The 11959-nt window shown below is 68.6% G+C and carries 12 protein-coding genes; 7 read left to right on the top strand and 5 right to left on the bottom strand.

The window, feature by feature from the left end; translation table 11 throughout:
• Nucleotides 1-5: 5 nt before the first annotated feature.
• The gene (gene hemA, locus IFT87_RS06730; RefSeq protein ID WP_192007922.1) at nucleotides 6-1268 is read right to left on the bottom strand and encodes a 5-aminolevulinate synthase; all 1263 of its coding nucleotides are present in this window, start codon (nucleotides 1266-1268) and stop codon (nucleotides 6-8) included.
• 136 nt (nucleotides 1269-1404) lie between these two features.
• Nucleotides 1405-2199, bottom strand: a complete 795-nt coding sequence (murI, locus tag IFT87_RS06725; RefSeq protein WP_192007921.1) for a glutamate racemase — start codon at nucleotides 2197-2199, stop codon at nucleotides 1405-1407.
• Between the two features lie 306 nt (nucleotides 2200-2505).
• On the opposite strand from murI, the gene plsY reads away from it, so the two are divergent.
• Nucleotides 2506-3123, top strand: coding sequence for a glycerol-3-phosphate 1-O-acyltransferase PlsY (gene plsY, locus IFT87_RS06720; RefSeq protein WP_107930828.1), 618 nt, complete (start codon nucleotides 2506-2508; stop codon nucleotides 3121-3123).
• Complete coding sequence (gene dprA, locus IFT87_RS06715; RefSeq protein ID WP_426290461.1) at nucleotides 3116-4252, top strand: DNA-processing protein DprA; 1137 nt, start codon at nucleotides 3116-3118, stop codon at nucleotides 4250-4252. The genes plsY and dprA overlap by 8 nt, the downstream gene beginning before the upstream one ends.
• On the opposite strand, the gene IFT87_RS06710 is transcribed toward dprA, so the two are convergent.
• Nucleotides 4221-4487 (bottom strand): hypothetical protein, encoded by a 267-nt coding sequence (locus IFT87_RS06710; protein WP_037531701.1) that lies wholly within the window; start codon nucleotides 4485-4487, stop codon nucleotides 4221-4223. The two genes, dprA and IFT87_RS06710, sit on opposite strands and share 32 nt — an antisense overlap.
• Nucleotides 4488-4899: 412 nt before the next feature.
• On the opposite strand from IFT87_RS06710, the gene topA reads away from it, so the two are divergent.
• Nucleotides 4900-7521 (top strand): type I DNA topoisomerase, encoded by a 2622-nt coding sequence (gene topA / locus IFT87_RS06705; RefSeq protein WP_031440482.1) that lies wholly within the window; start codon nucleotides 4900-4902, stop codon nucleotides 7519-7521.
• A 45-nt stretch (nucleotides 7522-7566) separates the two neighbouring features.
• On the opposite strand, the gene IFT87_RS06700 is transcribed toward topA, so the two are convergent.
• A complete protein-coding gene (locus IFT87_RS06700) occupies nucleotides 7567-7863 on the bottom strand; it encodes a sel1 repeat family protein (protein ID WP_031440481.1) in 297 nt (98 codons plus the stop codon).
• Nucleotides 7864-7943: 80 nt separating this feature from the next.
• The gene (panC, locus tag IFT87_RS06695; protein WP_031440480.1) at nucleotides 7944-8795 is read right to left on the bottom strand and encodes a pantoate--beta-alanine ligase; all 852 of its coding nucleotides are present in this window, start codon (nucleotides 8793-8795) and stop codon (nucleotides 7944-7946) included.
• Between the two features lie 75 nt (nucleotides 8796-8870).
• On the opposite strand from panC, the gene IFT87_RS06690 reads away from it, so the two are divergent.
• The 4 genes from IFT87_RS06690 (at nucleotide 8871) to IFT87_RS06675 (ending at nucleotide 11933) form a co-directional block, all read left to right on the top strand.
• The gene (locus IFT87_RS06690; protein ID WP_042467017.1) at nucleotides 8871-9725 is read left to right on the top strand and encodes a division plane positioning ATPase MipZ; all 855 of its coding nucleotides are present in this window, start codon (nucleotides 8871-8873) and stop codon (nucleotides 9723-9725) included.
• A 34-nt stretch (nucleotides 9726-9759) separates the two neighbouring features.
• Nucleotides 9760-10014, top strand: coding sequence for a molecular chaperone DnaJ (locus IFT87_RS06685; RefSeq protein WP_031396256.1), 255 nt, complete (start codon nucleotides 9760-9762; stop codon nucleotides 10012-10014).
• 16 nt (nucleotides 10015-10030) lie between these two features.
• Nucleotides 10031-11398 (top strand): phosphoglucomutase/phosphomannomutase PgmG, encoded by a 1368-nt coding sequence (gene pgmG, locus IFT87_RS06680; protein ID WP_192007916.1) that lies wholly within the window; start codon nucleotides 10031-10033, stop codon nucleotides 11396-11398.
• 79 nt (nucleotides 11399-11477) lie between these two features.
• The gene (locus IFT87_RS06675) at nucleotides 11478-11933 is read left to right on the top strand and encodes a PH domain-containing protein (RefSeq protein WP_031440476.1); all 456 of its coding nucleotides are present in this window, start codon (nucleotides 11478-11480) and stop codon (nucleotides 11931-11933) included.
• Nucleotides 11934-11959 lie beyond the last annotated feature (26 nt).

Genomic DNA, 11959 nt, shown 5'->3' with positions numbered 1-11959 from the left:
CCGGCTCAGGCCGCCTTGCGCAGGTCCAGACGGCTCCAGATCTCGACCAGCGCGTCGGTCAGTTCGCGCATCATCGCCTCGGTATGCGCGGGGCCGGGCGTGAAGCGCAGCCGCTCGGTACCGCGCGGCACGGTCGGATAGTTGATCGGCTGGACGTACACGCCGTATTCGGCGAGCAGCACGTCGCTGATCTTCTTCGCCTTGACCGGATCGCCGACCATCAAGGGCACGATATGCGTGTCGCCGATCATCACCGGCAGCCCGGCATCCTTCAGCATCGCCTTCAGCATCGCCGCCGACGCCTGCTGCCCGTCGCGCTCGACGCTCGACGCCTTCAGATGCCGGACGCTGGCGAGCACGCCCGCGACGAGTACGGGCGACAGCGAGGTCGTGAAGATGAACCCCGGCGCATAGCTTCGGATCACGTCGACGATCGTGCGATCGGCGGCGATATAGCCCCCCATCACGCCGAACGCCTTGCCGAGCGTCCCCTCGAGGATCGTGATCCGCTGCGCGACCTGATCACGTTCGGAAATGCCGCCGCCACGTGCGCCGTACATGCCGACCGCATGAACTTCGTCGCAATAGGTCAGCGCGTTGTAGCGATCGGCGAGATCGCAGATCGCCAAGATCGGCGCGATGTCGCCTTCCATCGAATAGACGCTCTCGAACGCGATCAGCTTGGGCGCGCTCGGGTCCTCGGTAGCGAGCAGCTCCTCGAGATGCGCGAGGTCGTTGTGCCGGAACACACGCTTTTCGCAGCCTGAATTGCGGATGCCCGCGATCATCGACGCGTGGTTCAGCTCGTCCGAAAAGATGATGCAGCCCGGCAGGACCTTGGCGAGCGTCGCCAGAGTCGCCTCGTTCGAGACATAGCCGCTGGTGAACAGCAAAGCCGCTTCCTTGCCGTGCAGGTCGGCGAGTTCACCTTCCAGGTCGACATGGTAATGCGTGTTGCCGCCGATGTTGCGCGTGCCGCCCGAGCCCGCGCCGACATCGTGCAGCGCCTCTTCCATCGCCGCGATCACCTTGGGATGCTGGCCCATGGCGAGATAATCGTTCGAGCACCAGACGGTGATCGGCTTGGGGCCGTTATGCCCGGCAAAGCAGCGCGCGTTCGGGAACGCGCCCTTGTTGCGCAGGATATCGATGAAGACGCGGTAGCGGCCCTCGGCATGGAGGCGGTCGATCGCCTGCGTGAAGACGCGCGAATAATCGACTCGTGGGCCCGCAATGCCGTCGGCCGTCGTGGAGACATCCGTAATCATGACCTGGGGCACTACGCCTCGCTTTCCGTCTAATCCAGCGCAATACCGTTGTTACGGTGATCGCTTTCCTCGTCCTTGTAGAACATTGCCATGCTGCGCGCATGACGCAAGCGGGCATATTGTCCCAAGCCGCGCGTCAGAGCTGCTCCATCCGGGTGAACCCGTGCCGGGCCATCGCGGGGGCGAGCGCCTGCTCGTCGGGGCCGAGTCGCGTGAAGACCGCGACCCCTTCGCCGCCACCGGCCCAAGACTCCCCTTGCATCAGGTGGACGATCCGGCGCGCGATGCCGGGGCCGCCATCGACGAAGCGGATGTCCCGCGTCCCGGCGGCGGCGGCCAGCTCGGGGGCGACCAGCGGAAAATGCGTGCAGGCGTTGACGATCACGTCGATCGCCTCGCCGCCGGGTTGCGCAAACAGGCCGTCGAGGACGGCGGCATAGCGGTCGGGCGCGACCGCGCGGCCGTGGAGCTTGGCCTCCGCCATCTCGACCAGCGCCGCCGAGCCGTGGCGCAGGACGGTGCAGTCGGCCGCGAACCGCGCCGCGAGATCGTCGACATAGACCTGGCGCACCGTCGCCTCGGTGCCGAGCACGCCGATCGTCCGCGTCACCGACAGCGCGGCGGCGGGCTTGATCGCGGGGACCGTGCCGACCACCGGCAGATCGAGCGCGGCGCGCACCACCGGCAGCGCGATCGTCGACGCGGTGTTGCACGCGATCACGATCAGCCGCGGCCGATACCGTTCCGCCAGCCGCCCGAGCAGCACCGGCACGCGCGCGGCGATCTCCGCCTCGCTCCTGGTGCCATAGGGAAAGCCGGCCGAGTCGGCGGCATAGACGAACGGCGCGTCGGGCAAGGCAGCGCGCGCGGGGCCGACGATCGACAAGCCGCCGACGCCGGAATCGAAGAACAGGATGGGGCGAACGTCCATCACCGCGCCTTAGGCGGTATCGATGGCGGGTGACAGCCTGGGGGCGGGCCGAAGGTTGGCAGGGGTGTTGCCCGTCGCCCGCACGGCGCTCCCGCCGCCCGCGCCTTACGGTATCCGCCCCCTTCTTCCGTCATCCTGACGGAAGTCAGGATCCAGAGTTACGGGCGCCGTCCTACCTGGCTCTGGATCCTAACTTTCGTCAGGATGACGGGGTGGAGATGTCCGGGCGCGCACCCAACGCCCACGGACGCGGGATTTGCCGTCCGCCGCGGGTCGTTTATAGCGGGGCGGAACGGGGGAGCTTTCTTGCAGACGGACATATTCTGGGTCGCGCCGACGCTGTCGCTGGCGCTCGGCTACCTGCTGGGGTCGATCCCGTTCGGCGTCATCCTGACGCGGCTGGGCGGCGCGGGCGATCTGCGGACGATCGGATCGGGCAATATCGGCGCGACCAACGTGCTGCGGACCGGGCGCAAGGGCCTCGCCGCGGCGACGCTGCTGCTCGACATGGCCAAGGGGCTGGTCGCGGTGCTGCTGGTCGCGCATCTGTTCCCCGGCAACGCGCTGCTCGCGGCGGCCGGCGCCTTTATCGGCCATTGCTACCCGGTCTGGCTGCGGTTCCGCGGCGGCAAGGGCGTCGCGACGCTGATGGGAATCGTCGTCGCGCTCCACTGGCCGCTCGGGCTGGTCTATGCGGTGGTGTGGCTCGGCCTGCTCGGCACGCTGCGGATCTCGTCGGTCGCGGGCATCGCCGCGGCGTTCAGCGCACCGCTCGCCGCCGCACTGTTCGGACGCATGGATCTGGTCCTGCTGCTCCTCGCGCTCGCGCTGATCGTCGGGTGGAAACACCGCGAGAATGTCCAGCGGCTGCTCGCCGGGACCGAGCCGCGGATCGGTGGCACCAGCCGGCCGCGCGGTGGCTGACACCGCGGTCGCCAGACTTCGGCTCATCCGTACGACCGGGATCGGACCGGTCACCTATCGCCAGCTGATCGCGCGCTTCGGCAGCGCGCAGGCCGCGATCGACGCGCTGCCGACGCTGGCCGCACGCGGCGGCGGGCGCGTCCCGCGGGTCGCGGACCGGACGCTGGTCGACCGCGAGATGGCGGCGACGGCGCGGCTCGGCGCCCGCTACCTCTTTGTCGACGACCCCGATTACCCCCGCCTGCTGGCCGAGACCGAGACCGCGCCGCCGGTGCTGATCCTGCACGGTGACATCGTGCATGCGACACGGCCGTGCATCGCGATGGTCGGCGCGCGCAACGCCTCTGCCGCCGCGTGCCGTTTCGCGCGCGAACTCGCGCATGCGCTCGCCGAGGCGGGCACGACGGTCGTGTCAGGCGTCGCGCGCGGGATCGACACCGCCGCGCATGTCGGTGCGCTCGGGAAGAACGGCACGGGGACTGGATCCGGCGGCACGATCGGCGTCATCGCGAGCGGTATCGACATTGCCTATCCGCCCGACAACGCCGCGCTGCAGGACGCGATCGCCACGCACGGGCTGTTGCTCGCCGAACAGCCGCCCGGGACCGAACCCAAGGCGCGCAACTTCCCGTCGCGCAACCGCATCATCGCAGGGCTCTCGATCGGGACGGTGGTGGTCGAGGCGGTGCCCAAATCGGGCTCGCTGATCACCGCGCGGCTCGCCGCCGAGCAGGGGCGCGAGGTGATGGCGGTGCCCGGCAGCCCGCTCGATCCGCGGGCGCAGGGGTGCAATCTGCTGATCCGCGAGGGGGCAACGCTGGTCCAGTCGGCCGCGGACATTCTCGAACAGATCCGCCCGTTCGACAGCCGCTCGGTCCGTTCCCCCGTCGACGCCTATACCGGGCAGGACACCGGCGGTGGGTATCTCGACGATGCGAGCGAGGCGGACCGGCGCGCGGTCGCCGACCTGCTCGGCCCCGTCCCCGTCGGCATCGACGAACTCGTCCGCCAGTCGCACCGGGCGCCCGCGATCGTCCAGCTGATCCTGCTCGAACTCGAACTGGCGGGCCGGCTGGAACGGCATGCGGGCGGGCGCGTCAGCCTGATCTGGGCCGCGTCCGCCGACTAGGCGCGCCGCCGGTGGTCGCGAGTGCCAGCGCGATCGCCGCACGCTGTTTCCGGGCAAGCGCGTCCGCGTCGTCGCAGGCCCGCTCGATCGTCGCGATCAGTCCGTCGAGCTCGCGCTGATCGTCCTCGATCAGCAGCGGCGTGGTCGTGCGCAGCGCGGCCCGGCGCAGCGTCGCGATCCGTCGCGCCAGCACCGCGCATTTGCGTTGCGCGAGGACGAGTGCCGCGGGGGTCATGCGACGCCCGCCGGATTCAACTGGACACTGGTCAACGTCGCAGCGCGGCAGGACGCGCTTTCCCGGTCGGGGGCAGTACAGCGCGGCAGAGGGCCTGATATGTCATGCAATCCGCCGAAATGAGCGCCGATCGATGCGATCTTACACCAACAATTAACCTGATTTGGATCAACTATCCAGCATATGCTCTATCGACATCACTTCGATCCGTCCCGGGCGGGGACGCCAGCCGGTCTGCACGATGCGCCCCCGCGATCGCGCATCGCGATGCCGCCACCGCGCCCGCCCCGCCTCTGACAAACGGGCGCGGGCGCCCTATCTGGCGCATTCATGCCGACCAAGCGCCTGCTTGACGGCACCACCCGAACGCCGTCACCCTCGTACGCGTACACGTAAGGATCCCGGTTTCCCCATGCAGCTTGTCATCGTCGAATCGCCTGCCAAGGCCAAAACCATCGAGAAGTATCTCGGCAGCGACTATCGCGTGCTGGCCAGCTACGGCCATGTCCGCGACCTGCCGCCCAAGGACGGCTCGGTGGATCCCGACGATCAGTTCGCGATGACGTGGGAGAATTACGCCGACAAGTCGAAGCAGCTGAAAGCGATCACCGACCTCGCCAAGACCGCCGACCGCCTGATCCTCGCGACCGATCCGGATCGCGAGGGCGAGGCGATTTCGTGGCACGTCCGCGAAGTGCTGCGTGCGCGCAAGGCACTGCCGAAGGAGGTCGAGCGCGTCACGTTCAACGCGATCACCAAGGCCACCGTCACCGAGGCGATGAAGAACCCGCGCGAGCTCGACGACGACCTGATCGACGCCTACCGCGCCCGCCGTGCGCTCGATTACCTCGTGGGCTTCACGCTCTCGCCGGTGCTGTGGCGCAAGCTGCCGGGCGCCAAGTCCGCGGGCCGCGTCCAGTCGGTCTCGCTGCGCCTGATCGTCCAGCGCGAGCGCGAGATCGACGTGTTCAAGCCGCAGGAATACTGGTCCGTCACCGCCGAAATGGAGCATGACGGCACCGCGTTCCAGGCGCGCCTGACGCAGTTCGAGGGCAACAAGCTCGATCGCCTGTCGATCGGCAACGAGGGCGATGCGCTGCGGGCCAAGCAGGCGGTGCTCGACGGCAATTTCTCGGTCCAGACGGTCGAGACCAAGCCCGCCACGCGCAACCCGCCGCCGCCGTTCACCACGTCGACGCTCCAGCAGGAGGCGTCGCGCAAGCTCGGCTTCTCCGCCGATCACACGATGCGGATCGCGCAAGGCCTCTACGAGGACGGCGCGATCACCTATATGCGTACCGACGGCGTGCAGATGGACGGCAGCGCGATCAGCGCCGCGCGCCTCGCGGTCGCGAACCGCTTCGACGCGAGCTACGTCCCCGACAAGCCGCGCCAGTACCAGTCGAAGGCGAAGAACGCGCAGGAAGCGCATGAGGCGATCCGCCCCACGGACTTTTCCAAGGACAAGGCCGGCGGCGGCGATCATGCGCGCCTCTACGACCTGATCTTCAAGCGCGCGCTCGCCAGCCAGATGGCGTCGGCGCGGATGGAACGCACGACGGTCGAGATGGCCGACGGCACGGGTCGCAACATCCTGCGCGCAACCGGTCAGGTCGTGCTCTTCCCCGGCTATCTCGCCTTGTACGAGGAAGGCGCCGACGACACGCAGGACGAGGACGCACGCCGCCTGCCGCGGATGAAGGAGGGCGATGCGCCCGCCAAGAAGAAGGTCGACGCCGAGCAGCACTTCACGCAGCCGCCGCCGCGCTTCTCGGAGGCCAGCCTCGTCAAGCGGATGGAGGAGCTGGGCATCGGTCGCCCGTCCACCTATGCCTCGATCATCAAGACGCTGAAGGACCGCGCGTACGTCCGGATCGAGAAGAACCGCTTCTTCGCCGAGGAGAGCGGGCGGCTGGTGACGGCGTTCCTCGAACGCTTCTTCGAGAAATATGTCGGCTACGACTATACCGCCGAACTCGAGGAGGAGCTCGACGACGTCTCGGGCGGCCGCGCGCAGTGGCAGTCGGTGCTCGACGCGTTTTGGCGCGATTTCAAGCCGCGCACGTCCGAGGTGATGGAGCAGCAGCCCAGCGCGATCACCGCCGAGCTCGACACCTTCCTCGCGCCGTACCTGTTCCCCGCCAAGGCGGATGGAGGCGATCCGCGGCTCTGCCCGAATTGCGGCGAGGGGCAGCTCGCGCTGCGTGGCGGCAAGTTCGGCGCGTTCATCGCCTGCTCCAACTATCCCGAGTGCAAATACACCCGCCGCTTCGCGCAGCCCGGCGGTGACGCCGAGACGGATGCGGGTCCGTCGACGCTCGGCACGCATCCCGACACCGGCCAGCCGATCGAGCGCAAGTCGGGACGCTTCGGCCCGTATCTGCAGATCGGCGAGGGCGAGGATCGCAAGATGGCGTCGATCCCGAAGGACATCGGCGAGCTCAACCTCGAATGGGCGGTCAAGCTGCTCTCGCTCCCGCGGACGGTCGGCAATCATCCCGAGACCGGCGAGCCGATCATCGCGACGATCGGCAAGTTCGGGCCGTATCTGAAGCATCAGGGCAAATATGCGCGTCTCACCACGACCGCGGACGTGTTCGAGACGGGCATGAACGCGGCGGTCGTGAAGCTGGCCGAAGCGGCGGCCGGCGGCGGTCGCACCGCGCGCGGGGCGCAGGCGCCGCTCAAGGTGCTCGGCAACCATCCGCGCACCGAGGCGGAGATCAAGCTGATGGAGGGGCGTTACGGTCCCTATGTCACCGACGGCACGACCAATGCGACCCTGCCCAAGTCGATCGAGAAGGACCAGCTGACGCTGGAGGAAGCCGCGTCGCTGATCGACGCGCGGGCCGCGGCGGCGCCTGCGACGAAGAAGAAGAAGGCGCCCGCCAAGAAGCCCGCGGCGAAGAAGGCACCGGCCAAGGCCGCGGCGGCCAAGGACGGGGAGGCGACGGCGGCGCCGGTTAAGAAGGCTCCGGCCAAGAAGGCGCCTGCGAAAAAGGCAGCGCCGAAGAAGAAGGCCGCAGCGGAATGACGCCCTGATCCTCCCCCGTCAGGGGGGAGGATACAGACAGAAGGCTTACGCCGCGCGGCGTTGCGTCAACTGCATCCAGTCGCGCGCGGCGCGCTGCGCCACCGCAATGTCGCGCGGGCTCATGTCCTCGGCGATCTGCGCGCGGCATTCCTGCGCCGCGTGATTGCCCGACACCGCCGCCAGGTTGAACCATTTATGCGCCTCGATCAGGTCGAGCACGACGCCCGCGGTGCCGGTCGAATACACCATCCCGAGTTCGTAGCAGGCGCGCTCGTCGCCGCGCGCGGCATCGGCGAGGCGCCGTTCGATCAGGAAATTCTTGGTCTTGAGCCTGCCAGCCATTGTCGGTCCCCGCTGTTCCTGCCGACAGACTGGACCGACTCGGCCTGCTCAATGGTTAACGGGGCATTCCGTAGGATTGCCTAGTCGACCGCGATGTTGTCGATCAGCCGGGTCGTGCCCATCCGCGCGGCCGCGAGCAGCCGCCGGGGGCGGGCCGCGCCGGGCTGTTCCGCACCCGTCTGCTCGACGAGAGTCTCGGCATCCGCGAGCGCGACATAGTCGATCGCGAAGCCCGCGCCGACCAGCGCGGTCCGGGCGTCGTCGAGCACGGCGGCGACATCCTCGCCGCGGGCGATCGCACGCGCGGCGACGCCGAGCGCACGCGGCAGCGCGACCGCCTGCCGGCGCTGGTCGTCGTCGAGATAGATGTTGCGCGACGACATGGCGAGGCCGTCATCGTCGCGCTGCGTCGGGACGCCGACGATCTCGATCGCGAAGTCGAGATCTGTGACCATCCGGCGGATGACGGCGAGCTGCTGGAAGTCCTTTTCACCGAAATAGGCGGCATCCGCGCCGACCTGGTTGAACAGCTTGGCGACGACGGTCGCGACGCCGTCGAAATGGCCGGGGCGCGCGGCCCCGTCAAAGCCCTCGCTCACCCCGGCGACGCTGACGTTGGTGGCAAAGCCTTCGGGATACATGACCTCGACGCCCGGCGCCCAGAGCAGGTCGCAGCCGACCTCGTTCAGCAGCCTGATGTCGGCCATCTCGCGCCGCGGATAGCGCGCGAGATCCTCGTTCGGGCCGAACTGTTTGGGGTTCACGAAGATCGACGCGACGACCTTCGTGCCTGGGCGTTTCGCCGCCTCGATCAGCGCGACATGGCCGGCGTGGAGCGCCCCCATCGTCGGGACGAGCGCAACGCGCTGGCCGGCCGCGCGGAACGCGGCGACGCTTTCGCGCAGCATATTCAGGTCCCTGACGGTGTCCACGTGAAACTCCCACTCGATAAGTACGGTCGCGGCTTCTATGAAGGGCGTCACTCACGATCAATAAGGAAACGCGCGTTGGCCACGGGCCCGGATTCCCCTCACGCTTCGACGCACGTCATCGTGTTCGCCAACGAGAAGGGCGGCACGGGCAAATCGACGACCGCGGTCCATGTCGCGATCGCGCTGGCCGCCAGGGGCGCGCGCGTCGCCTGTCTCGACCTCGACCACCGCCAGCGCACCGTCGGCCGCTATCTCGACAACCGCGCCGAGACGATCAAGCGCACCGGCTCCGCGCTGCCGATGCCGCGTCACGCGACGCTGTCGGCGCAGACCGAGGACCAGTTCGAGGATCTGTGGCATTCGCTGTGCGCGGACTCGGATTTCCTCGTCGTCGACACGCCCGGCCGCGACGATCCGTTTGCGCGCACCGCCGCCGCGCTCTCGAACACGCTGGTCACGCCGATGAACGACAGCTTCGTCGATTTCGATCTGATCGGGCAGGTCGATCCCGAAACCTTCCAGGTGACGCGGCCGAGTTTCTATTCCGAGCTGATCTGGGATGCGCGCAAGCAGCGCGCCCGCGCGGACGGGACGACGATCGACTGGGTCGTGCTGCGCAACCGCCTCCAGCATATCGAGGCGCGCAACATGCGCCGCGTCTCGGATGCGCTGGTCCAGCTGTCGAAGCGGGTCGGATTCCGGATCATTCCGGGGCTCGGCGAGCGCGTCATCTACCGTGAGATGTTCCCCGCCGGGCTGACGATGATCGATGCGAAGGAATTCGGCGGCATGGGGCTGGCACACGTCGCCGCGCGCCAGGAACTGCGCGAGATGATGGCGGCGCTGCAGCTGCCCGAGCTGGTCGCCGAAACCGCGCCGCGCGCCGCTGCGCCGGCGTCGCCCGGCCCCGTGTCGGATGTCGCTGCATGACGGACCGCACCACGGTCCGCCGCAGGGCCGCGGCGTGACGTGGATCGCCACCGCACTGCTGATCTGGCTGGCCTGGCGGTATCTGCGCCCCAAGCCGAAACAGCGCGTGGTGACCGACGAGGCGGAAGCGCGCGCGATCCTGGGGATCGACGCGCTTGCGGACGCCGACGCGGTCCGCAGCGCGCACCGGCGGCTGATCGCCTCGGTCCATCCCGACCGCGGCGGCTCAACCGACCTGACGCGGCGGGTGAACGCCGCGCGCGACCTGCTGCTCAAACGCACGCGATAAGCCGACACAGAGACGTATGACGCACCAGTTCGACCCCAGCGCGCTGCGCGAATATGACGTTCGCGGGATCGTCGGCAAAAGCCTCGGCCCTGCAGATGCCACTGCGATCGGCCGGGGGTTCGCGACGCGCGTCCGCGGCATCGGCGGCACCCGCGTGGCGGTCGGCTATGACGGTCGCCTGTCCTCCCCCGCGCTCGAGGCGGCGCTGGTCGCCGGGCTGGTCGCGGGCGGGGTCGACGTCGTCCGGATCGGTCTCGGCCCGTCGCCGATGCTCTATTATGCCGAGGCGACGCTAGAAGTGGATGGCGGCATCCACGTAACCGGCAGCCATAATCCCGCCGAGTATAACGGCTTCAAGATGGTATTGCGTCACGCCCCATTTTTCGGTGACGACATCCAGGATCTTGCCGCGCTTGCCGCGTCGGGCGCGTGGAGCGAAGGCGCCGGCGTGGTTACCACCGTCGACCTGCGCGACGCCTATGTCGGCCGGCTGATGGCGGGCTATGCCGGCGGCGCGTACCGAATCGGCTGGGATACCGGCAACGGCGCCGCGGGCCCGGTGATCGAGGCGCTGGTCAAGCTCCTCCCGGGTGAGCATCATGTGATCTTCGCCGAAGTCGACGGCAATTTTCCCAATCATCATCCAGATCCTACCGAAGAATCGAACCTTGCCGATCTGAAGCGGCTCGTCACGGAAAACAACCTCGACTTCGGACTGGCCTTTGATGGCGATGGCGACCGGATCGGTGCGGTCGACGCGCTGGGGCGGGTGATCTGGGGGGATCAGATCCTGTCCATCTTGGTCGAGCCCGCGCTGCGCGAGCATCCCGGCGCCTCGATCGTCGCGGACGTGAAGTCGTCCCAGGCACTGTTCGACCGGATCGCCGCGCTTGGCGGCAAGGCGGTGATGGCGCCGACCGGACACAGCCTGATGAAGACCGCGATGACGCGCACCGGCGCCCCGCTCGGCGGGGAACTGAGCGGGCACCTGTTCTTCGCCGGCGACTATTACGGGTTCGACGACGCCGCCTATGCCGCGGTCCGCCTCATTCGCGCGGTGCATCTGTCGGGACAATCGCTGACCGCGCTGCACGATGCGATGCCGGCGCTGGTCGCGACGCCCGATCTGCGCTTCCCGGTCGACGACGCGGAGAAGTTCGCGGTGGTGGACGCGGTCGTCGCACGGCTGGCGCGCGACGGCGCGGTGGTCGACCTGACCGATGGCGCGCGCGTCACCACGCCCGAGGGCTGGTGGCTGCTGCGCGCGTCGAACACGCAGGCGATGCTGACGGTGCGCGCCGAGGCACGCACCGACGACGCGCTGGCCAGCCTGCTCGCCGCGGTCGATGCGCACCTCGCGGCCTGCGGCGTGACGCGAGCCTGATCCGCGTGCCGCCCCGCGCGCGGCGATTGACTCGGGGCCGCGCTACCCTACCCTCCGCCATCATCCCAAGGAGTGCCGCGTGGAGCGACCCATCGACGAATTCCGGTCCAGCACGCGGCGCTGGCTGCTCGGCAGCTTTGCCGGCTGGGGAACGCTGCTGACCTGCCTGGTCGGCGTGGGTTTCGTGCTGATCGGGCTGCGCTGGCTCCGGAACCGGAGCACGACCTTCGAGATCACCGACCAGCGGCTGATCGTGAAGCGCGGCATCCTGTTCAAGACGATCGACGAGATCGAGCTCTACCGGATCAAGGACGTCCGGCTCGGCTATTCGCTGCTCAACCAGATGACCGACATCGGCACGATCGTGCTGACGTCGACCGATCGCACGACCGGCGGCGGCGAATTCGTCCTGCGCGACGTGCCGATGGCGCGCGACCGGCGCGAAGGGCTGCGCACGCTCGTCGACCGTGCGCGCCAGCGGCGCGGCGTGCGCGAGGTCGATATCGACCGGGATGGTGCATACGCGCTGGATTAGCCGCGCTTTTGTCCCCACATGGCAGT

Source organism: Sphingomonas sp. CFBP 8765, assembly GCF_014841445.1.
Classification (GTDB): domain Bacteria; phylum Pseudomonadota; class Alphaproteobacteria; order Sphingomonadales; family Sphingomonadaceae; genus Sphingomonas; species Sphingomonas aerolata.
Note: the sequence above shows the minus strand (reverse complement) of the source record. Positions and strands in the feature narration are given on the sequence as shown.